This is a genomic window from Parafrankia elaeagni, from assembly GCF_000374165.1.
GTDB classification, from domain to species: Bacteria; Actinomycetota; Actinomycetes; order Frankiales; family Frankiaceae; genus Parafrankia; species Parafrankia elaeagni.
Genome location: NZ_KB893672.1, coordinates 49,721 through 71,470, shown reverse-complemented (window position 1 = coordinate 71,470; position 21,750 = coordinate 49,721). Strand labels below are relative to the sequence as shown.

Annotated in this window: 14 protein-coding genes and 2 tRNA genes; 9 read left to right on the top strand and 7 right to left on the bottom strand. The window is 71.7% G+C overall.

Translation table 11 applies throughout. The annotated features are described in order from the left end of the window. Window positions 1-12: 12 nt before the first annotated feature. The 6 genes from B207_RS37490 to serS all read left to right on the top strand — a co-directional run bounded on the left by B207_RS37490 (window position 13) and on the right by serS (window position 11,364). Window positions 13-399 (top strand): acyl carrier protein, encoded by a 387-nt coding sequence (locus B207_RS37490; protein WP_084691983.1) that lies wholly within the window; start codon window positions 13-15, stop codon window positions 397-399. Continuing rightward, window positions 396-7,064: a type I polyketide synthase gene (locus B207_RS0103850; protein ID WP_018635194.1), complete on the top strand. Its 6,669-nt coding sequence runs from the start codon at window positions 396-398 to the stop codon at window positions 7,062-7,064. The genes B207_RS37490 and B207_RS0103850 overlap by 4 nt, the downstream gene beginning before the upstream one ends. 76 nt (window positions 7,065-7,140) lie before the next feature. After that, complete coding sequence (locus tag B207_RS0103845) at window positions 7,141-8,718, top strand: long-chain-fatty-acid--CoA ligase (protein WP_018635193.1); 1,578 nt, start codon at window positions 7,141-7,143, stop codon at window positions 8,716-8,718. Then, window positions 8,715-9,476 (top strand): thioesterase II family protein, encoded by a 762-nt coding sequence (locus B207_RS0103840; protein WP_018635192.1) that lies wholly within the window; start codon window positions 8,715-8,717, stop codon window positions 9,474-9,476. Before B207_RS0103845 ends, B207_RS0103840 begins: the two co-directional genes overlap by 4 nt. A gap of 114 nt (window positions 9,477-9,590) precedes the next feature. Continuing rightward, complete coding sequence (locus B207_RS0103835; RefSeq protein ID WP_018635191.1) at window positions 9,591-9,974, top strand: nuclear transport factor 2 family protein; 384 nt, start codon at window positions 9,591-9,593, stop codon at window positions 9,972-9,974. A gap of 97 nt (window positions 9,975-10,071) precedes the next feature. Beyond that, window positions 10,072-11,364: a serine--tRNA ligase gene (gene serS / locus B207_RS0103830; protein WP_018635190.1), complete on the top strand. Its 1,293-nt coding sequence runs from the start codon at window positions 10,072-10,074 to the stop codon at window positions 11,362-11,364. On the opposite strand, the gene B207_RS0103825 is transcribed toward serS, so the two are convergent. The 3 genes from B207_RS0103825 to B207_RS39455 all read right to left on the bottom strand — a co-directional run bounded on the left by B207_RS0103825 (window position 11,348) and on the right by B207_RS39455 (window position 12,546). Next, window positions 11,348-12,148, bottom strand: a complete 801-nt coding sequence (locus B207_RS0103825) for a helix-turn-helix domain-containing protein (RefSeq protein ID WP_018635189.1) — start codon at window positions 12,146-12,148, stop codon at window positions 11,348-11,350. The genes serS and B207_RS0103825 overlap by 17 nt on opposite strands. Before the next feature lie 154 nt (window positions 12,149-12,302). Further along, window positions 12,303-12,390, bottom strand: a tRNA-Arg gene (locus B207_RS39460). 68 nt (window positions 12,391-12,458) lie between these two features. Next, window positions 12,459-12,546 (bottom strand) — tRNA-Arg (locus B207_RS39455). Between the two features lie 238 nt (window positions 12,547-12,784). Between B207_RS39455 and B207_RS0103820 the strand changes: the two genes are divergently transcribed. After that, a complete protein-coding gene (locus B207_RS0103820) occupies window positions 12,785-14,356 on the top strand; it encodes a class I adenylate-forming enzyme family protein (RefSeq protein ID WP_018635188.1) in 1,572 nt (523 codons plus the stop codon). Window positions 14,357-14,450: 94 nt separating this feature from the next. Then, complete coding sequence (locus B207_RS0103815) at window positions 14,451-15,803, top strand: glycosyltransferase (protein WP_018635187.1); 1,353 nt, start codon at window positions 14,451-14,453, stop codon at window positions 15,801-15,803. Window positions 15,804-15,832: 29 nt separating this feature from the next. Here the strand turns inward: B207_RS0103815 and B207_RS0103810 are convergent, their stop codons facing one another. Then, window positions 15,833-18,211: an MMPL family transporter gene (locus B207_RS0103810; RefSeq protein WP_018635186.1), complete on the bottom strand. Its 2,379-nt coding sequence runs from the start codon at window positions 18,209-18,211 to the stop codon at window positions 15,833-15,835. Between the two features lie 296 nt (window positions 18,212-18,507). Continuing rightward, window positions 18,508-19,953 (bottom strand): hypothetical protein, encoded by a 1,446-nt coding sequence (locus B207_RS0103805; protein WP_026310643.1) that lies wholly within the window; start codon window positions 19,951-19,953, stop codon window positions 18,508-18,510. 144 nt (window positions 19,954-20,097) lie between these two features. Between B207_RS0103805 and B207_RS32380 the strand changes: the two genes are divergently transcribed. Beyond that, on the top strand, window positions 20,098-20,583 hold the full coding sequence (locus tag B207_RS32380; protein ID WP_018635184.1) for a DsbA family oxidoreductase: 486 nt from the start codon (window positions 20,098-20,100) through the stop codon (window positions 20,581-20,583). Here B207_RS32380 and B207_RS0103795 read toward each other — a convergent pair. Both B207_RS0103795 and B207_RS0103790 read right to left on the bottom strand, forming a co-directional pair. Continuing rightward, window positions 20,501-21,058: a DUF3558 domain-containing protein gene (locus B207_RS0103795; protein WP_230204819.1), complete on the bottom strand. Its 558-nt coding sequence runs from the start codon at window positions 21,056-21,058 to the stop codon at window positions 20,501-20,503. The genes B207_RS32380 and B207_RS0103795 overlap by 83 nt on opposite strands. 174 nt (window positions 21,059-21,232) lie before the next feature. Continuing rightward, complete coding sequence (locus tag B207_RS0103790; protein ID WP_018635182.1) at window positions 21,233-21,715, bottom strand: gluconokinase; 483 nt, start codon at window positions 21,713-21,715, stop codon at window positions 21,233-21,235. Window positions 21,716-21,750: the final 35 nt, after the last annotated feature.

Genomic DNA, 21,750 nt, shown 5'->3' with positions numbered 1-21,750 from the left:
CGAGGTGACCAGATGAGTATTTCAGCACAGCACACCGAGACCATTGAAAGAATCGGCGAGCTGCCCCGGTCAGAACGTTTCGACGCTCTCGAGGAGCTGGTCGTAGCAGAGTTCAGAAGAACTCTCCTGATGACCGACGACGAGGAACTGGAAACCGAGAAAAGCTATTTCGAGATGGGCTTCACCTCACTACGGATCATCGAGATCAAGCAGCGCCTCGAGGAACTTCTCGGCTGTGACATCAGCGCGAACGTGCTGTTCAACCGGCCGACCGTCGGGCGCCTCATCTCCCATCTGAGCGAGGACGTGCTGGCCGACCTGTTCGTCGGCCCGGGTGTCGGGACCAGCGGTCGGCAGGTGTCCGGCCCAGCCCCGCAGGACAAGGAGACGGCACTGTGACGACCACACCGACGGACAGGCCGACGGACAGAGCGACGGCCGCACCGACGCGCACGCCGGAGGCCGCGGGACAGGACGCCGCCGAGCTCGCGGCGGCCCTGGCGGCGATCCGCGGCCGGCAGGAGGCCCTCGACGCCAGGGAGAACCGTCTGCACGAGCCGGTCGCCATCGTCGGCGTGGGGCTGCGTTTTCCCGGCGACAACCACACGCTGGATGATTTCTCCGCGTTCCTCCGAGCCGGCAGAAACGGTATCCGTCCGGTACCGGAGGACCGGTGGGACCTGGACGCCTTCACCGCCCGGAACCCGGACGACCGGGGCCGCATCCGGGTAGCCGGCTGTGGTTTCGTCGACGATATCGACAAGTTTGACGCCCAGTTCTTCAACATTTCCCCGCTGGAGGCCCAGTTCACCGATCCGCAGCAGCGGATGCTGCTGGAGACGGCCTGGGAGGCGCTCGAGGACGCGAACATCAACCCGACGACCCTGCGGCACGGCAACGGCGGTGTCTACATCGGGGCGAGCTCCATCGACTACGCCCTCGAGCTGGACTCCCTGCCGTACGAGGACCTGGACGGCCATCTCGCCTCGGGCATCACCACGTTCCCGATGTCCGGCCGGCTGTCGTACTTCCTCGGCTGGCGCGGGCCGAGCATCAGCACCGACGCGGCCTGTGCGTCCTCGCTCACCGCCCTGCACCTGGCCGTCGACGGGCTGCGCTCCGGGCAGACCGACATCGCGCTGTGCGGTGCGGTCAACGCCATCCACCACCCGCGGATCCTGGTGGTGTTCTCGAACGGCAACATGATGGCGCCGGACGGTCAGTGCAAGACGTTCGACGAGGCGGCCGACGGCTACGCCCGGGCCGAGGGCTGCGCCGTGCTGGTCCTCAAGCGGCTTTCCGACGCCCGCCGGGACAACGACCGCATTCTCGCGGTCGTCCGCGGCACCGCGATCGGCCAGGACGGCGAGAGCGCCGGGCTGACGGTGCCGAACGGCACCGCGCAGGAGGCCGTGATGCGCTCCGCGCTCGCGGACGCCAGGCTCGCCCCGTCCGACATCTCCTACGTCGAGGCGCACGGCACCGGCACTCCCCTGGGCGACCCGATCGAGATGGGCGCCATCACCGAGGTGTTCTCCGAGTCGCGCACGAAGGCCACGCCGGTCGCCGTCGCGTCGGTGAAGACCAACATCGGCCACATGGAGCCGGTCGCCGGCCTCGGCGGGGTGATCAAGACCATCGCGCAGATGCGGGCGCGGACGATCTTCCCGCACCTGAACATGCCGAACCCGACCGGGCGTATCCCCTGGGACAGCATCCCGGTCACGGTGCCCACCGAGAACCGCGACTGGGACGGCGACGACGGCGACGGGCACGGGGACGTCCGGCGGGCCCTGGTGAACAGCTTCGGGTTCGCGGGCAGCATCGCGTGCGCCGTCCTCGAGGAGGCACCGGCCGACACGCCGGCAGCCGATGCGTCACCCATCCCCGCCGGCACGGGGCTGACCGCCGCGGACGGGGCGACCGGCCGGGTGTTCACGCTGTCGGCGAAGAGCCGGCCGGCGCTGAAGCTGCAGATCGAGCGCTACCAGCGGTTCCTCGCCGAGAACCCGGGCGTCGATCTGACCGCTCTGTGCTACACCGCGAACGTCGGCCGGGCGCACTTCACGCACCGGCTGGCCGGCGCGGTCCGCGGCCACGCGGAGCTCACCGACCTGCTGGCCCGGCAGCACGACCAGCTGGAGCGCGGCAGGGCCGGTGGGCCGGACGTCCGCAAGGTCGCCTTCCTGTTCACCGGGCAGGGCTCGCAGTACGCCGGCATGGGTGCCCCGCTCTACGACCGGTTCGCGGTGTTCCGCGAGCACGTCGACGAGTGCGACCGGCTGTTCGCGCCGCACCTCGGCGCCTCGGTCCGGGACATGATCCGCGGCACGGCCACCGACCCGGAGCAGATCCACCAGACCCGTTTCACCCAGCCCGCGCTGTTCACCCTCGAGTACGCGCTGGCGAAACTGTGGCTGTCCTGGCGGGTCCGGCCGAACGTGCTGATCGGGCACAGCATCGGCGAGGTGGTGGCGGCGGCCGTCGCGGGCCTGTTCACCGTGGCGGACGCCGTCCGGCTGGTCGCGGCCCGGGCCCGGCTGATGCAGTCGGTCAGCGAGCCGGGCGGGATGATCGCGGTGAACGCCGCCGCCGCGGACGTCGAGCCGCTGCTCGCCGGCTACCCGGATCTGGCGATCGCCGGCATCAACGCGCCCGAGCAGTGCGTCGTCTCCGGTGGGGACAAGGCACTGGCCGAGGTCGGCGAGCAGCTGACCGCCCGGGGGAACAACGTCCGGCGGCTGGCGGTCTCGCACGCGTTCCACTCCCCGCTGATGGCCGAGGTGTACGAGGCCTTCCGGGCCGAGATCGCCGACATCACGTTCCACGAGCCGGCACTCACCCTGATCTCGAACGTGACCGGCGCGGTGGCGAAGCCGGCCGAGATCTCGACGCCGGACTACTGGGTCCGGCACATCGGCGCACCGGTGAACTTCGAGGCCGGGGTGGGGGCGATCGCCCGCCGCGGCCGGCACGCCTTCGTCGAGGTGGGGCCGGGCCGGGCACTGACCGCGCTGGCCCGCCAGTGCGTGCCGGCCGGGGACCACCGCTGGCTGACCAGCCTGGCGCCCAAGGACCTCGACGGCGCGACCATCGACGCCGCCGTCGCCGGGGTGTACGCCGCCGGGCTGGCGTTCTCCTGGCCGGCCTACCACGCCGACCGGCCGGGCCGGCTGATCTCGCTGCCGGCCTACGCCTTCGACCGCCGGCGGCACTGGCTGCCGGTGAAGGGCCGCCGCCACGCGCTGGGCGGCGCCGCCATCGCCGGCCCGGTCACCCACCCCCTCCTCGGAGCCGAGGTGCCCACCGCCGGGACGGACACCGCCGGCGTACGCGAGTTCACCGCGCAGATCAGCGTGACCGAGCCTGCCTGGCTGGCGGACCACGTCGCGATGAACCGGGTGGTCTTCCCCGGCACCGGCTACCTGGAGACGCTGCTGGCGCTGCAGGACGCCGTGTACGGCGACACCGGACGTCCGATCCTGGACCTGCGCATCGCCGAGCCGCTGTTCCTGGCCGAGGACGAGCAGGTGACGCTGCGGACCAGGCTGCGCCCGGCCGCGGACGGCACCGCCACGGTGGAGATCGTCAGCATCGTGCCGGGCTCCGACGGCCCGATCGAGCGCCGGCATGTCACCGCCGCCTTCGGGCCGCGGGCGGACGCCGTGCCGACCCCGGCCGGCGAGCGGCTGCGCGAGCTCGCCGCGACGGCCGGGGCGACGAGCCCCGCGACAGCGGCCTCGGCCCCGACCTCGGCCACAGCCACGGCCACGGCCACGGCCCCGACCGCGACCGCCGAGCTCTCCGCCGAGGAGGTCTACGCGGCCTACGCCGCGGCCGGCCTCGACTACGGCGAGCAGTTCCGTCGGATGCGCCGGGTGCTCCGCTACGGCGAGATCGGGACACCGGATGTTCTGGCCGTCGGCGAGCTGCGGGGCAACGAGGCGGCGGGCGGCACCTCCGGCGTCGAGCTGGTGGCGCCGGCGATCCTCGACAGCGCGTCGCACGCGTTCGCCGCGCTGGCCGTCGACGACGAGAAGTACCTGCCGGTGCGTTTCGGCTACTTCCGGCTGCTGAAGAAGCCCCGCTCCGCCGACCTGCAGGTGCTGCTGGCCACGGCCGAGGTGGACGCCGACGGCGTCGACGTCTCGCTCGACCTGCTCGTGCTGGAGGACGGCGAGCCGGTGTTCGAGCTGCGTGGCCTGGGCTGCCGCCGGCTCGCCGAGAGCACCGGCCGCCGGACGGGCCTCGTCCAGCACCTCCGCTGGACGAAGCAGTCGCTGCCCGGGCAGGGCGGTCAGACCGACCGGCATCTGCTCGCGGTGCTGCCGACCGGCACCGACGAACCGGCCAGCCTGCGGACGCGGGCGGAGGGCGCCGGGGTGCGCCTGAGCATCGCCCGGACCCTCCCCGAGGTCCGCACCGCGCTGCGGGACGGCGCGGTCACCGACATCGGCTGGTGGTGGACCGCTGCCGGCGGGCGGTCGAGCGCCAGCCCGGCAAGCGCCAGCCCGGCCGCAGCCAGCCCGGCCGCAGCCAGCCCGGACACGGCCAGCCCGGACACGGCTGGCCCGGACACGGCTGGCCCGGACACCGCTGGCCCGACTGTGGCCGCGTTGTGGTCCGAGACGGAGTGGAACTACACCGGGCTGCTCGAGCTGGTCCGGGTGCTCGGCGATGCGGGGTTCGGCCGGGACCAGCGGCTGTGGCTGCTCACCGAACGGGCCCAGCACCTGCCCGGCGACGTCCCCGCCGCCGCGGGGCCACCGGCCGCGGCGAGCCTGTGGGGCTTCGGCCACACACTGCTCAACGAGTTCCCGTCCTGGCGGGTCACGCTGGTCGACCTGGCCGACGCCGACACCGGGCCGTTCCTCGACGAGCTGACCGGCCGTACCGGCGAGGAGTTCCAGCTCGCCTTCCGCGGCGGTCTGCGCCACGTGCGCCGGCTGCTGCCGGCCGGCCCCGACGGCGGGCCCCAGGACGGCCCGGCCGGGCCGGACGGCAACGCCGAGCTGGTCGTCCAGGAGTACGGCCGGTTCGGCGGGATCACGCTGGTGCCCAGCGAGGACGTCCCACCGACGGGCGACGAGATCCAGGTGGCGGTGCACGCGGCCGGGCTGAACTTCAAGGACGTGCTCAACGCGCTGGGCATGCTCCGCGAGTTCGGTGACCAGCCGCTCGGCTTCGAGGCGGCGGGCACCGTCGTCGCGGTGGGCCCGCGGGCAGCTTTCCAGCTCGGCGACGAGGTCGTCGTCAACCACATGGGCTGCATGAAGCGCCGGATCACGGTGCCGTCGGCGATGGCGGTGCCCAAGCCGGCGAACGTCAGCTTCGTCCAGGCCGCCGGCCTCGGCTCGGTGTACGTCACCGCCTACTACGCGCTGACGACCCTGGCCGGGATGAAGGCCGGCGACAAGGTGCTCGTCCACGCCGCCGCCGGCGGTGTCGGGCAGGCCGCCGTGCACCTGGCGAAGGCGGTCGGCGCCGAGGTGTACGCCACCGCCAGCCCGCACAAGTGGCCGCTGCTGCGGGCCCAGGGTGTGCGGCACGTGATGAACTCGCGCACGCTCGACTTCGCCGACGAGATCCTGCGGGCCACCGACGGCGCCGGCGTCGACATCGTCCTGAACAGCCTGAACAAGGACTTCATCCCGGCGGGGCTGCGGGCGCTGGGCGACGGCGGCCGGTTCGTCGAGATGGGCAAGGTCGGCGCCTGGACGCCGGAGCAGATGCAGACGGCCCGCCCGGATGTCACCTACCACAACTTCGATCTCAGCGAGCTGCCCGAGACGGAGATGTACCGGCTCAACAGCGAGATCATGGGCATCGTCGTGAGCCGCGTCGCGGCCGGCGAACTGCCGCCGATCCACACCACCGCCTACGCGCTCGACGAGGTCGAGGAGGCGTTCGGGGTCCTCAGCCGGGGCGCCAACATCGGCAAGCTGATCCTGACGTTCGTCGACGAGCACACCCCGGCGGCCCGCGAGGTGACGCTCGACCCGGAGCACACCTACCTGGTCACCGGTGGGCTGGGCGGGCTCGGCCTGCTCACCGCCGAGCAGCTCGTCGACCGGGGCGCCCGGCACATCGCGCTGGTCGGCCGGCGCGCCGAACCCGCCGCGGACGTCGCGCCGCTGCTCGCCCGACTGCGGGAGAAGGCCGAGGTCACGGTGCACCGGGCCGACATCTCCGAGCCGGCCGAGGTGACCCGGCTGGTCGGGGAGCTGACGGCCGGGCGGCCCGTCGGCGGGATCGTGCACGCCGCCGGTGCCATCGTCGACGGCCCGGTCGCCGCCATGACCTGGGAGCAGATGCGTCCGGTGCTGGCGCCGAAGATGGCCGGTACGACGCTGCTGCACGAGGCCACGCGGGCCTTCCCGCAGCTCGCCTTCTTCGTCGGGTACTCGTCGGCCGCCTCGGTGACCGGCGCGCAGACCCAGGCGAACTACGCGGCGGCGAACGCCTACCTGGACGCGCTGATGCAGTGGCGGGCCGCCCGGGGCCTGCCCGGCCTGAGCATCAACTGGGGCCCGTGGAGCACGGTCGGCATGTCCGCCGGGCTCAGCGAGCAGCTGATCCGCCGCTGGGCCGACGAGGGCGTGCGGCTGCTGGCACCGGCGAAGGGCGTCCGGGCGTTCAGCGCGGTTCTCGGCGCGCCGACCGCCCAGGTGGTCGTCGGTGACGCGGACTGGGGCCGGTACGCCGCGACCCGGCCGGCCGGGAACGCCCTGTACGCCAGGTACGCCGTCGACGACGGTTCCGCGGCGCGCATCGACCTGGAGGCGCTGCTCGCGGCGAGCCGTCCGGAACGCACCGCGGCCATCGACGAGTTCGTGCGCGCCAAGGTCGCCGACGTCCTGCACTACGACGACGTCGAGGACGTCGACTCGGTCACCGAGTTCACCGCTCTCGGCCTCGACTCACTGGTGGCCGTCGAGCTCAAGAACGCCCTGGAGTCGGCGTTCCGGCTGCCGCTGGCGACGTCGGTCGCCTACGACTACCCGTCCGCCAGCCTGCTCGCCGAGTTCCTGGACCAGCAGCTGGTGCCCGAGCCCGCGGCCTGAGGCCCGAGGCCCGAGGCCCACCTCCGGTGCCAGACGCCAGACGCCAGACGCGAGAGACAACAGACGGAGTGAGGTCATGATCGATCCCGATGCCCACACGCTGACGGCCAGGTCCGCGGTGCACGCCGCCCGTCGTCCCGATCACGTGGCCCTCATCTGCGAGGACCGGGAGCTGACCTACGCGCAGCTGCACCGGGAGAGCAACCGCACCGGGCACGCGCTGCTCGCCGCCGGGCTGCGGCGCGGCTCCCGGGTGGCCTACCTCGGTCGGGAGTCCGAGTACTACTACGACCTGGCGCTCGGCTGCGCGAAGAGCGGCACCGTGCTGGTGCCGATCAACTGGCGGTTGACCGCCCGCGAGGTCGACCACGTTCTGCACGACTCGCACGCCGAGATCATCTTCGTGGAGGAGGAGTTCCGCCCGGTCGTCGAGCGGGTGCGGATGGACCTGCCGCGGCCGGTGACCGTGGTGACGGTCGACACCCCGGACAGCAGGTCGGGTGGGTTCCTGGCCTGGAAGTCCGGCCAGCCCGACACCGCGCTCGACCCGGGCACCGGCCCGGACGACCCGGTGGTGCAGATGTACACCAGTGGCACCACCGGGCTGCCGAAGGGCGTCGTGCTGGCGCACCGCACCTACTTCGTCTTCATCGAGAACATCCGCCGGGCCGGCAACGACTGGATCGACTGGCTGCCGACGGACCGTGCGCTGATCGCCTTCCCCGGTCTGCACTCCGGCGGCATGGCCTGGTTCCTGCACGGTTTCGTGGTCGGCTGGACCAGCGTGGTGATGCGGATGTTCGTGCCGGAGGAGGCGGTCCGGCTGATCCGGCACCACCGGATCACCAACACCTTCGCCGCCCCGGCGATGCTGCAGATGATGCTGGACGAGCGGGGTGCCACCCCGGAGGCGTTCTCGTCGCTGCGCAAGGTGGTCTACGGCGGCGCGCCCATGCCGGCGGCGCTGATGCTGCGCTGCATCAAGGAGTTCGGCTGCGAGCTGGCGCAGATGTACGCCTCCGCGGAGACCGGCAGTGTGGTGACCGCGCTCGCCCCGCACGAGCATGTGCCCGGACACCCGAAACTGGGCACCGCGGGCCGGGCCTGCCCGGGCAACGAGGTGCGGATCGTCGACGAGCAGGGCCGGGCCCGGCCCACCGGCGAGATCGGCCAGGTGTGCGTACGGACACCGGCCCGGTTCCTGGAGTACTGGAACCGCCCGGACGCCACCGCCGAGACCGTCCGGGAGGGCTGGCTGCACATGCCGGACGCCGGCTACCTGGACCCGGACGGTTACCTGGTGATCTGCGACCGGATCAACGACATGATCATCGTCGCCGGGCAGAACATCTACCCGGTCGAGGTCGAGAACGCCATCCGGACCCACCCGGACGTGGTCGACGCGGCCGTCGTCGGGGTGGCGGACCCGCGGTGGGGCGAGGTCGTCCAGGCGGTCGTCGTCGCCCGGCTGGGCGTCACCGTCACCGGCCGTGACCTGATGCGCTGGCTGCGCGGCCGGATCGCCGACTTCAAGATTCCCAACCGGTACGAGTTCGTCGACCAGCTGCCCCGCAACCCCACTGGGAAGGTGCTGCGCCGCGAGCTGCGGGCCCGGGCCGGCGCGGCGGCCGCGGCCGGCGGGGAGACACCGTGAGCCCGCGGCCGCGCTGGTTCCAGCCGGCCGAGATCGATCCGGAGGCCGCGGTCCGGCTGTTCTGCCTTCCCCACGCGGGCGGTGGTGCGTCGACCTTCCACGGCTGGGCCCAGTACCTGCCCGCGGACGTCGCGATGCAGGCCGTGCAGCTGCCGGGCCGGCAGGACCGGCTCTCCGAGCCGCCGTTCACCCGGCCGGAGCCGCTGGTCGACGCGCTGTACGAGGCGTTGATGGACGAGCTGGACGACCGGCCGTACGCCCTGTTCGGCCATTCGCTGGGCGCGCTGCTCGCCTACCGGCTGGCGGTGGCCGTCGACCGGCGCGGCGGCCCCCCGCCGGTGCTCGTCGGCGCCGCCGGCTGGACGCCGCGGGGGTTCCTGGTACCACCCAAGGACAAGATCGACGCACCGCAGCAGGAGCTGGTGGACTGGCTCATCAGCCTCGGCTCGCTGCCACCGGAGATCTACACCGACGAGCGGATGCTCGCGATCACGATGCCGCCGACCCGGGCCGACCTGACCGTCTGCGCCTACCTGGTGGACGACGGCGCCCGGGTGCCGTGCCCGCTGGTCACCTACACCGGGCGGTCGGACACCCTGATGAGCGAGGGCGCCGTCAGTTCCTGGCTCGGCCGCGGAACCAGCTACCTCGGCAACCGCGAGTTTCCCGGCGGCCATTTCTTCGTCGAAGACTGCGGCCTCGCCATTGCCCTCGACTTTGTCAGCCACCTGCGCCACCACCTCGCCCCGGCCCGCTAGCACCGCTAGCACCGCTAGCACCGCGCGGCGCGGTTCACCGCCGGCCCGAGGCGGCCCCAGGCCCATCCCGTTTCGTTCCCGTTCGTTCGTCGCACACCCGAAGGAGTCACGGACATGATCCCGAACAGCGACTGGAACAACTTCGTCGACCGCTACATGGCCTCGTGGAACGAGGAGGACCCCGCCGCCCGCCGGAAGATCATCGACGAGATCTGGGCGGAGGACGGCACCTACTACAACCGGCTCTTCGTGGTCAGCGGCCGCGACATGATCGAGAACGCGGTCACCGCCGCGCACAACGAGTACTTCGCCAAGGGATTCTCGTTCCGCTCCCAGAACGACGCCTACGGCCATCACGGCGGCTGCCTCTTCGGCTGGGTGATGGTCAGCACCGCGACCGGTGCGGTCGACACCTTCGGCCGGGATTTCATCGTGACCAACGCCGACGGGCAGATCACCATCGACTACCAGTTCGGCATGAAGCCGCCGTCGCTCTGACCTGACCTGACCGGACCGGATCCGGCGTGGCCTGATCCGGCGAGAACACAGAAACCCGGCACCCCGGCACCCCGGCGGACGCGGAAGAGGGATCCCGATGCATGACCCGCAGGCACTGCTCGACTCGGGCGAGGAGGCCGTCGCGCGGATGTGCCGCCGCGGCCACTCCCTCGACCTGACGACCCTGGGCGAGCTGACCCGGCTGCGCCGCCGGACGGTGGACGCGGTCGGGCGCCTGCGGGCCGAGTCCAACCAGCTCGCCCGGGCCGGCCGGGACCGCGGCCGTTCCGGCGGGGTCGCCCAGGCCGAGGTCCGGACCCGGGCGCGGGAGCTCAAGGAACGGATCCAGCAGACGGAGGCCGAGCACCGCCTGGTCTGCGCCGAGCTGGACGGCGTCCTGCTGGCGATCCCGAACCTGCCGGCCGACGACATCCCGGACGGGAACTCGGCGGCGGAGGCGGTCGAGCTGTACCGGGTCGGCGCCCCGCCCGTGTTCGACTTCCCGGCCCGCCACCACGCCGAGATCGGGGAGCTCACCGGGGTGCTCGACATGCGCCGGGCCGTCCGGCTCTCCGGCGCCCGGTTCGCCGTCGCACGGGGCCAGGGCGCCGCGCTGGGACGCGCCCTGGCCGCGTTCTTCCTGGACGTCCACACCAGAGAGCACGGCTACACCGAGTACGCGGTACCGAGCCTGGTCAGCCGGGAGACGATGACCGGGACGGGACAGCTGCCCAAGTTCGAGCAGGAGCTGTTCCGGACCAGGGTCGGGGACCGCGATCTCTACCTCATCCCGACCGGAGAGGTGCCGCTGACCAGCCTGCACGCCGGGGAGATCCTCGACGCGGCAGAGCTGCCGCTCGCGCTCACCGGCCACACACCGTGCTTCCGGTCGGAGGCCGGCTCCTACGGCCGGGACACCCGGGGCATCCTGCGGCTGCACGAGTTCGCGAAGGTGGAGCTGGTACGCATCTGCGCGCCCGAGCAGTCCGACCAGGAGCTGGCGCTGCTCCTCGGGCACGCCGAGGAGCTGCTGCGCCGCCTCGGTCTGGCCTACCGGGTCGTCGTGCTGCCCGCCGGCGACATCGGGTTCTCCGCCCGCAAGACCTTCGACATCGAGGTGTGGCTGCCCAGCCAGGAGGACTACCGGGAGATCTCGTCCTGCTCGGACTGCGGCACCTTCCAGGCCCGCCGGGCCCGCATCCGGATCCGGGACCGCCGCGGCGCCACCGGCTTCGCGGCGACGCTGAACGGCTCCGGCCTGCCCGTCGGCCGCACTGTCGCCGCCATCCTCGAGCAGTACCAGCGCCCCGACGGTTCGGTCACGGTGCCCGACGTCCTCGTCCCCTACCTCGGCGGGCAGCGGCTGATCGAGATCACACCCCGGCCCTGAGCGCGTCGATCGTCGTCGCGTCCGCCGGAAAGAACGACTCGATCGTCAGCTCGGCGACGGTGACGTCGCGCGGGGTGCCGAACGTGGCCACCATGCAGAAGAAGGACAGCTCCCGGTCGCCGACCCGCAGCCGCAGGGGTACGAAGATGTCCCCGGCGCCCGGGACGGCGACCTCGGGCTCCTCCTCGTCGCACGGATAGCTCGACAGCTCGGCGTACAGGTCCGCCAGCCGACCGTCCGCCGCGACCCGCCGCCGCACGCGGCCGAGCAGGTGCGCCCGCCATTCACCGAGATTCAGGATCCACGGAGCCATTCCGAGCGGGTGCAGGGCCAGCCGCAGTGTGTTGACCGGCGGCGCCAGCACCTCCGGAGCGGCCAGGTCGGTGAACAGCGACAGGCTCGGATTCGCGTCGACAATGTTCCAGTCCCGGTCGACGACGACCGCGGGATACGGCGCATGGCCGGCCAGCACGCTGCGCACCGCTGTCCGCACCGAGGACATCTGCGGGGCGGTGAGCGAGGTCTCCGGATAGGCCGGCGCATAACCCGCGGCGAGAAGCAGGTCGTTGCGGTCCCGCAGCGGGACGTCCAGCTGGTCGGTGAGCCGCAGCACCATGTCGCGGCTCGGGCGGGCCCGGCCGGTCTCCAGAAAGCTCAGATGACGGGCCGAGACCTGGGCGTACGACGCCAGTTCCAGCTGGCTGAGACGTCGGCGCTCCCGCCAGAGCCGCAACAGCTCACCGACCTGCGGGCTACGGTACGTCCCGGCAATCGCCGTGGTCATGCGGCCTCCTGCCATCCGGCGGTCCTGATCGACACTGACCGTACGCCATGACAACGGACCGCAACCACATGTGTATCCCACAGACACCGCCGCCGGGCCGACACCTCCCTCGTGCGGAGGCACGGCCCGGCGGCGGGCTGCCTGTGGTGAAGGGCGGAGAGGGCAGGATTCGAACCTGCGTGGATCAGAGATCCTCCCAGACCGAAGCCCGGGCCCCGTTAGGCCGCTACGGAAACCTCTCCCAGAAACATGANGCGGATGGTGCGGGCGGTGCGACACGGCTCCTTCCTGACAGCCTTNNGGTGAANNGCGGAGAGGGCAGGATTCGAACCTGCGTGGATCAGAGATCCTCCCAGACCGAAGCCCGGGCCCCGTTAGGCCGCTACGGAAACCTCTCCCAGAAACATGATGCGGATGGTGCGGGCGGTGCTGGTGGTTCGGTGCGGTGCGGTGCGGTGCAGTTCGTTTCTTGCAGTTCTTACTGTGCACCCTTGCGCTGATGTGCCGCTGACGGCCGTCTGACGTCGTCCGCTGCCCGGGGCCGGCCGGCCCCGCACGGCGTCGAACCCTGGCTGCGCCACCCGCGCGGCGCCCATACTGATCCGTACCGTCATCACGGAGGGATGGAAGCTCACAGTGCGGCCACCGACCGGCAACGAGATCCGACCGACCGTGCCTGACCTGTTGGGGCGCTGCGCTCGGGAGTTCGGGTCCGCCGACTACCTCGTCTCGCTCACCGACCGGCTGACCTACGCCGAGGCGGAGGCGCGGTCCGCCCGGGTGGCCCGGTGGCTGCTCCACGAGGGCGTCGGCAAGGGCACCCGGGTGGGCCTGTTCTTCCCCAGCGGCGTCGAGTGGGCCGTCTGGTGGCTGGCGGTGAGCCGGATCGGGGCCGTGGCCGTTCCGTTCAGCACGCTGTACCAGCCGATGGAGATCGCCAAGGTCGCGCGGCTGGCCGATGTGCAGCTTCTGGTCGCGCCGACGACAGTGCTGAGCATCGACATCGCCGATCGGTTCGAGACGGCCTTCCCGGAACTGGCGGGGCAGCTCGCCGGGCAGCCGGCCGGTCAGCTCGAGCTGGCCGGCGCACCGTATTTGCGGCGGATCGTGCTGACCGGGCCGACGGACCGGGGCTGGGCCACCCGCTGGGATCCGCGGGACACTGCGATGGTGCGGGCCGGGCTGCTCGCCGCGGTGGAGACCGAGGTGACCCCGGCCGACCTGGCACTCATGGTCCACACCTCCGGTTCGACCGCCGACCCGAAGGGCGTGCTGCACACCCACGGCACGCTGGTGCGGCAGACCTCCACCTGGCCGGCGGCGATCCGCGGGCTCACCGGCGTCGGCCACAGGCCCCGCATCCTCTGCGCGATGCCGTTCTTCTGGATCGGCGGCATCCTGGCCGCGACCGGCGCTCTGCACGAGCCCGTCGCGGTGCTGGTGCTGGCGCGGCTGGAGGCCGGGGCGGCGCTCGACCTCGCCGAGCGGGAGCGTGCGAACGGCGTCGTCGGCTGGCCGGCGTTCACCCAGCGGCTGCGGCTGCACCCCTCCTTTCCCGACCGGGACCTGCGCAGCGCTCCCGCGCTCCGGGACGGACCGGTGGATCTCTCGATGGCGGGCGTCCCGGACGGCCATCCGATCCATCGCAGCCTGACCGAGTCCGGCGGGAGCTTCGCGTTCACCGAGACCGCGATCGTCGACGCCGACGGCGCGCCGGTCCCTGACGGGACGGTCGGCGAGCTGCTCATCCGCGGCATCGGCGCGATGGCCGGCTACAACAAGCGCGAACGCTGGGAGGTCTTCGACGCGGACGGCTGGTACCACACCAGCGACCGCGTCTACCGGAGGACGGGCGACCCTCGGCTCTTCTACGTCGGCCGGGACAGCGAACTGATCAAGGTCGCCGGGTCGAACGTGTCACCGCGCGAGGTCGAGGCCGTCCTCGAGGAGTTTCCCGAGGTGGCGCACTGCGTCGTGACCGGCGTCGAGCATCCTGACCGCGGGGAGGAGGTGTGCGCGGTCATCGTCCCGGCCACGGCGGGCATCGACGTGGCCGTGCTCACCGCCCGTGCCCGCGCCCGGCTGTCGAGCTACAAGGTCCCGACCCGGTGGATCGTCGCCGCGGACGACGAGGTGCCAGCCCTGCCGAGCGGCAAGCCGGACCGCCGGGGTCTCCGCTCCCTGGTCCGGGACGGCCGGTTGGCGTAGACACGCCTCGACACGGCGTGGCGAGGCCAGCCGCCTCGGGGTGGCAGCATGCGGGCCAGGGCGTCGGGTGGCAGGTGGAAGGGGAAGCGGAAGTATGTCGCGATTCCTGTTCGCCACGATCCCGGCCGTCGGCCACACCGTGCCCGCGCTGCCCATTGCCCGTGCCCTGGTCGAACGCGGTCATACCGTGCGCTGGTACACCGGCGCCGCCTTCGAGGAGAAGATCGCCGCGGTCGGTGCGCGATTCCGCCCGATAACGGACCCGGCCTTCGACTACAGCCTCGTCGGGCTGGATCAGCGCTTCCCGCGGCGCCGGGCACTGTCCGGGCTGAAGAAGCTGCGGTTCGACCTGGTTCAGGCGCTTGCGAAGCCGGCGCCGAACCAGGTACGGGACCTGTCGGCGCTGTTGCGGGAGGAGCCGGCTGACACGGTGGTCACCGACACCGCGTTCATCGGCGGGATACTCCTGCAGGAACTGGGCGGGCCGCCGCTGGCCGGATTCGGCATCAGCGTCCTGCCCTTCCCCAGCAGGGATCTCGCGCCCTTCGGCACAGGACTGGCTCCGGCCACCGGCCCAGCGGGCCGGCTGCGCAACAGGATGCTGGACGGTTTCATGGGCCAAGCGGTGTTTCGGCCGGTGACCGCCGAGATCAACCGGGCCCGGCAGGTGTTCGGCCTTCCCGCAGCAACCGGAACGATTTTCTCCTACCCGCTGGCCGCTGCGCTCTATCTGCAGTTCAGTCCGCCCAGCTTCGAGTACGGCGTCTCGGACCTGCCGGGCCAGGTCGCGTTCGTCGGGCCGCCGCGCCCGCCGGCCGATCCCGGGTGGCGGCCGCCGTCCTGGTGGGACGAGCTGTCCGGGCGCCGGGTCGTGCTCGTCAACCAGGGAACGATCGCCACCGACGCCGATCAGCTGATCCGACCGGCGCTGGCCGGGCTCGCGGGCGAGGACGTTCTCGTCGTCGCGGTCACCGGCGGCGGCGACCCGGCGGAGCTCGGACCGCTGCCGGCCAATGCGCGGGTGGAGCGGTTCATCCCGTTCGACCAGCTGCTTCCGTGGGTCGACGTGTTCGTCACCAACGGCGGCTACGGCGGTGTGCAGCTCGCGCTCTCGCACGGCGTCCCCATGGTCGGCGCGGGCCGAACGGAGGACAAGATCGAGGTCACCGCCCGGATCGCCGCCTCCGGCGTCGGGGTGAACCTGCGCACGCAGACCCCGGAGCCGGCAGCGGTCCGGGCAGCCGTCACCACGGTTCTCGGCGACTCCCGGTACGCCGCCGCCGCGCGCCGGATGCAGACCGAGATCGCGCAGGCAGGGCGCGAGACGCGGGCGGCCGAGCTGCTCGAGCAGCTCGCCGACGGATCGGCTCCGGGGCGGTTCGTGCCCCGTCAGGGAGGACGACGGTCGATCGACTCCAGGTCCAGCCACCGGGGCGCCAGGCGATGACGGCACCGCCTGGCGCCCCGGTGTGGTTGTCAGGAGCGGGCCGTCTCCCGGTCCTGGCCGGGCTGGCCGTCGTCGGAGGGGCCGGGGTTCTCGTCCGACGCGGTCGCCCCGTCCGGCGTGGTTGATGTTTCCTGCGTGGTTTCCGCATCCGGCGTGACGGCCGTGGCGGCCGTGCCCGGCGCGGTGCCCGTGCTCTGGGCGGGAACGGCGCCGTGGGCGACGGGCTCGTCGGCCGGTTCGACCGAGACGTGCGGGATGATGCGGTCCAGCCACTTCGGCAGGTACCAGTTCGACTTTCCGACCAGGTGCATCACCGACGGCACGAGCATGGTCCGCAGGACGAACGCGTCGAGGAACACGGCGGCGGCGAGCCCGGTACCGAATATCTTGATCGCACGGCCGGGGCTGATCACGAAACCGAGGAAGACGGCAATCATGATGATCGCGGCGGCGGTGATGATGCCACCGGTCTCAGCCTGCCCGACAGTCACCGACCGCTTGTTGTCCCGGGTGTGGATCCATTCCTCGTGCATACGGCTGACCAGGAAGACCTGGTAGTCCATGGACAGGCCGAACAGGATGGCGAACAGCATGACCGGCATCCAGGCGTCGATCGGACCGCCCGGCCCGGCGCCCATGGCTTCGGAGAGCCAGCCCCACTGGAAGATCGCCACGGACAGACCGAATGCTCCACCAGCCGCGAGCAGGTTCATCACCGCGGCGGTCAGCGGGATCACCAGGCTGCGGAAGGCGATGAGCAGCAGGACGAACGACATGCCGACCACGACCGCGATGAACAGCGGCATCTTCCGGGCGAGCACACTGGCGAAGTCGACGTTGATCGCCGTCTCGCCGTAGGCGTAGATCTGGTTCGGCGTACCGTCATACAGCGGGGGCAGCACGGACGACCGCAGGTGCCGCACCAGTTCGTAGGTCTTCTCCGACTGCGGTGACGTGGTCGTCTTGAAGGTCACGAAGGCGACGTTCTCCGCCAGCGGCAGGGGCGCCACGCTGGCCGGGTCGATACCCGGGGTGTCGGCCAGCACGGTGGCCACGCGCTCCAGGTAGGCCTCGTCCGAGGCGCCCGGGCCGCTCACGACTGCTTCCAGCGCGGAGTTGTAGCCGACGCCGAAGTCGTCGGAGATCAGGTCGTAGCCGGCCCGGGTGGTGGAGCTCTTGGGGTCGCTGCCCTGGTCGCTGGCGCCGAGCTGCAGGACAAAGATCGGCAGGCCGATCGCGATCATGATCACGCCCGAGACGACCGCGACGCCGATGCGCTGCCGGGCGACGAAGTCCGACCAGCGGGCCCACACCCCGACCTGCCGGTCGTCGATGAACTCACCGGCCCGCACCGCGGCCCGCTGCCGGCGCGGCAGCACCTTCAGGCCGAACAGGCTGAGCAGGGCCGGCAGCAGGGTGAGCGAGGCGATCATGGTGAGGCCGACCGCGAGCGCGGTCGCCACCGCCATGCCGTTGAAGAAGCTCACCCCGAGTGCGATGAGACCGAGGATCGCGATGCACACGGTCGTGCCGGCGAACAGCACCGCCCGGCCGGAGGTGTTGATCGCGTTCACGATCGACTCCGAGACGGGCATGCCACGCCGCAGGTTGCGGCGGTGCCGCGTGACGATGAACAGCGCGTAGTCCACGCCGACACCGATGACCATCAGCTCGGCGAGGTACGGGGTGATGTTGGAGACGTTGATGGCGTGGCTGAGGATGTAGATCGCGCCGAGGCCGCTGATGAGCGAGACGAGCGCGGTGGCCAACGGCAGGACGGTGGCCGCCACGGTGCGGAACACCAGCGCCAGGATGACGAGCGCGGCGCCGAAGCCGATGAGGACGGACAGGCCCGACCCCTCGCTCTGGCCGATACCGGTGAAGGCGTTTCCGGTGAACTCGACCTGAAGGTCGTCACTACGCAGTTCCACCAGCTGGTCGTAGACGTTCGTGAACAGCACGACGTCGTAGTGGTCGCTCTCCCAGGTGATGCTGAGCAGCGCCGTGGTGGAGCCGCGCGCGCTGTTGAGCAGCTGCGGGTTCCCCGGCGCGTCGGCCTCGACGTTTGCGCAATCAATCGACGCCCAGGGCGATGTGACGAGAGCCACATGGTTTCCCGAGCGGCATACCTCGATAAGTGCCGATTCCAGCCCCTCGGGGGCACCGGTGAACGCGCCCTCCTGGTTCTTGAGCACGACCGTGCCCGTGGCGCCGTTCTGGTTGTTCAGGCCGGCGCCCTCGAGCAGATCCGCCACGGACGCGGTCTCGGTGTCCGGCAGGCTGAAGGTGTCGCGGTACGAGGCTCCACCCATCGCGCCGGCGATACCCTGCGCCGCGACAACGAAGGCGATCCAGCCAACGACGACCAGCCATCGGCGCCGGACAGCGAATTCGGCGATCCGTTTCATCAGTTCTCCTGCCCACTATCCGGCATCCGGCGAACGACCTGGCACCGGCGATCAGATCCAAGTTGCTCACAAGCCTTGCACACGCTTCCCGGCAGCCAGTATGCGGATGGGGCAATGCGATCAGGCACCCGAGTTGTCGAATCGCGACGATGGTCGCGTACCCGACAGTGCGGGCAACTTTCTGCGACGTGGCGCCACGCTCGGCAGCGGGGTGGGCCGCCCGGCCGTCCAGGATTGACGCGCCGTGCGACCACCCTCCCGCGATGTCAGGGTGTCAGGTCAGATGGTCAGTTCGCTCACCGCAGAGGCAGGATCCGGACGATCCGCGGGGATGTCGCGGACGCGCCCGCGGCGGGGAAGGCCACGCTGCCGTCGGAATAGTCCTTGGCCTCCACGTAGGTGTGATCCGGCACCGCGATCACGAACTGGCCGCCCACGGTGTTGCCGGTGGTGGAATCAAAGACCTGGGCGGCGGTCGAGGAACCGGACCGCCAGGTCAGCAGCATCCGCCCCGCTCCGTAGGCAGCCAGGTGCGAGTGCTGGCTGCGAGCGGCGGTGACCACCGTCCGGTCGGACGCGCCCGTGGAGAAGTGCTCCAGCCGCACCTGGTTGCCGTTGCTCCAGGCTGTCCAGTAGCCCACGTCGCCGGCCAGCACGATGTTGCCGCCGAACAGCGTCCCGTCGCAGACCCCGGCGACGACGGTCTGGCGGGTGTCGGGCCGGGCGATGCGGCAGTTGTCGTCCGTCGCGCAGACCATCGCGAAGTGGCCGGTGCGGTCATCCCAGGCGAGGTGGGAGTCCCAGGCGTGGCTGCAGCCCCACTCGAAGCTGTCGTGCCCGGAGACCAGGGCGCCGGTGGTGGCGTTGACGACCTGCATCCGGTCGCCCTCGTGGATGTCGACGCAGGCGCCGTTCGCCACGGTGATCGCCGCCTCGAAGTAGGCGGCGTAGTTGGTGCCGTCGAAGGCCAGGGTGCCGTGGTGGTTGTACCACCAGACGAACAGGGCTCCGGGGTCGTAGCCGCCACGGCTGGCGCTCAGGTTCGTGACCTGGCGCTCCCAGACCTGCCGGCCGGTGTTGTCGAGGCGGACCATCCACATCGTCCTGGTCGGGCTGGACGTCCCGCCGCACAGCCGGCCGTTGCCCTGCGGGCCGGGGCGGGTCAGCAGCACCACCACGCCGTCCGCGTCCGCCCGGACGTCCTGCAGGTCGACGGCGTCGAGCGCGGTGGGGGTGCCGACCAGCTGGTCGGCACAGTCCAGCCGGCCGAGGCGGACCTTCACGTCGGTGCCCAGCCAGGCCAGCCACGACCCGCCACCCGGCACCGCGGCGATCGCGACCGGCAGCGGGTCGGTGTCACCCTGGGGCGCGAAGCTGACCACCGGCGACCCCAGGCTCACCTCGGTGATCCGCGTCGCCGGCGCGGCCCCCGCCGCCCGCCCGCAGTCGCCGGACACCGGTCCGGACGGGCCCGTGGTCTGCGTGGACGTCGGAGTTCCAGCCGCGGTGGGCGAGGACGACGGCGTGGTCGGACGAACCGTCGGCGAGGCGGGCGGGGTGCCTGTCGGGATGGCGGTGGCAGGCGGCTGCGACGGCGAGGCCGGCGGCACCGAGGGCGAGGCCGTCGGGGTTGCACCCGTGCCCCCTCCCCCGCCGGAGCCGACGGGCGCGCAGCCACCACCGATCGCGGCGACGGCGACGGCAACCAGCACCGACCTGCGGACCGCTTGTGTCAACGACATGTGTTGGGCTCTCCGTCGAGTCGGGTCCCCTCCCGCGGTGAAGTCGTTTCGTGACCGTGATCGGTTGCCCGGCCCGGCGGAATTGTCCGAGTGGCGATGTTGTCGCCGCCGCTGACGGCCCAGGGCAAGGAAAGGTGACGCACCGTGAAGGTCGAAGTGTGGTCGGACGTCGTCTGCCCGTGGTGCTACATCGGCAAGCGGCGGCTGGAGAAGGCACTCGACTCGTACGAGCACGCGGGCGAGGTCGAGGTCGTCTGGCGCAGCTTCCAGCTCGATCCCACACAGCGGCGCGGTGAGAACATCCCGACCTCGCAGATGCTGACGGGCAAGTACGGCGTCAGCCCGGCGGAGGCCGCGGCGATGAATGACCGCGTGACCGCGCTGGCCGCCGCGGAGGGCCTGGCCTACCGCCTCGACCAGGCCGTCACCGCCAACACCTTCGACGCGCACCGTCTCATCCACTTCGCGGACGCCCACGGCCTCGCCGACGGCGCGCAGGACCGTCTCCTGCGCGCCGCCCTGGTGGACGGCGCCGCCGTCGACGGGGTCAGAGGCGGCCGGCGACCGTGCGGGCCAGGTCCTCGAGAGAGCCGCGGTTCTCCGCGGGGTCGTTGCTGCGTACCAGGCTGACGGAGACGGAGAAGCCGTCCTCGGTGACGAAGACGGCGTAGTCCCCGACAAAGGTCTCGTCACCGACGCCGGGCAGCGGCTGGAGCTGGTGCCCGGTGTCGCGCTCGGCGGCGTAGTAGTTCTGCGCCGTCTCCCCGACGCGGACTTCGACCTGGGCGGTCGGACCGTCCGGCGGCGCGACGTAGGTGCAGGTCTCGTCCACCGCCTCCGCGCCGGCCAGCGGAGTTCCCGCAAGCTGCTCGGCCTCCGCCCGCGAGATGATGCCGCAGGGATTCGCTGTGCCGTCGGATGACGCCGCCGTCGCGGCGGTCATCGCCACATCACCGTCGGCGGTCCGTCTGCCGGAGTTGCCGCCGCCTGGCGCTCCCGCGGACTCCGCGGTCGACGGCGGCGACGCTGTCGCCTCGTCGTCAGCGGAGGCACCGCAGCCGGCCAGGCCGAGCGACGCGAAGATCATGAATGTCAGCAGGGCCACGCGTGTGACGACACGGACGCGACTGATGGCAGGACGGTACATGCGAGCCCCCCGATACCGACGTCCGCCGGCTCACCCCTGCGCCAGACGGGCAGGTGAGGACGGTACTCCTGTCCCCACCTGCGGCATAGGCCCGACCACGGCGCGGGCCGCGGGCCGCGGGCCCGGGGGACGTTACCCCGGCCGCACCAGGGTCGCCAGCTGGTCGGTGAGCCGTTCCGGGGGGAGCTGGCCGTCGACGGTGACGCCCTCGTCGGGGCCGAGGGGTTCGAGCACGGCCAGCTGCGAGTCGAGCAGAGTGGCGGGCATCCAGTGGCCGCGGCGTTCGGCGAGCCGCCGGCGCAGTTCCGGCTCGGGCACGTCGACGTGCACGAACAGGACGTCCCCCGCCGTCCGCAGCAGGTCGCGGTAGCTGCGGCGCAGCGCCGAGCAGGCGACGACACCGTCGGTGCACGTGGCCATCCAGTCACGGACGGCGTGCAGCCACGGCCACCGGTCGTCGTCGGTCAGCGCGGAACCGGCGGTCATCTTCGCCCGGTTCGCCGGCGGGTGCAGGTCGTCCCCTTCCAGGAAGGGACGTCCCAACCGCTCGGCGACGGCCGACGCGAGGGTGGACTTGCCGCAGCCACTGACCCCGATGACCACGAGCGCGGTCATACCGGAGGCCGTCCGGCCGGCGGACCCGGTACTCG

Coding starts and splice junctions, on each gene's coding strand:
- B207_RS37490 (WP_084691983.1), top strand. CDS start 13: ATGAGTATTTCAGCACAGCACACCGAGACCATTGAAAGAATCGGCGAG.
- B207_RS0103845 (WP_018635193.1), top strand. CDS start 7,141: ATGATCGATCCCGATGCCCACACGCTGACGGCCAGGTCCGCGGTGCAC.
- B207_RS0103835 (WP_018635191.1), top strand. CDS start 9,591: ATGATCCCGAACAGCGACTGGAACAACTTCGTCGACCGCTACATGGCC.
- serS (WP_018635190.1), top strand. CDS start 10,072: ATGCATGACCCGCAGGCACTGCTCGACTCGGGCGAGGAGGCCGTCGCG.
- B207_RS0103825 (WP_018635189.1), bottom strand. CDS start 12,148: ATGACCACGGCGATTGCCGGGACGTACCGTAGCCCGCAGGTCGGTGAG.
- B207_RS0103815 (WP_018635187.1), top strand. CDS start 14,451: ATGTCGCGATTCCTGTTCGCCACGATCCCGGCCGTCGGCCACACCGTG.
- B207_RS0103810 (WP_018635186.1), bottom strand. CDS start 18,211: ATGAAACGGATCGCCGAATTCGCTGTCCGGCGCCGATGGCTGGTCGTC.
- B207_RS0103805 (WP_026310643.1), bottom strand. CDS start 19,953: ATGTCGTTGACACAAGCGGTCCGCAGGTCGGTGCTGGTTGCCGTCGCC.
- B207_RS0103790 (WP_018635182.1), bottom strand. CDS start 21,715: ATGACCGCGCTCGTGGTCATCGGGGTCAGTGGCTGCGGCAAGTCCACC.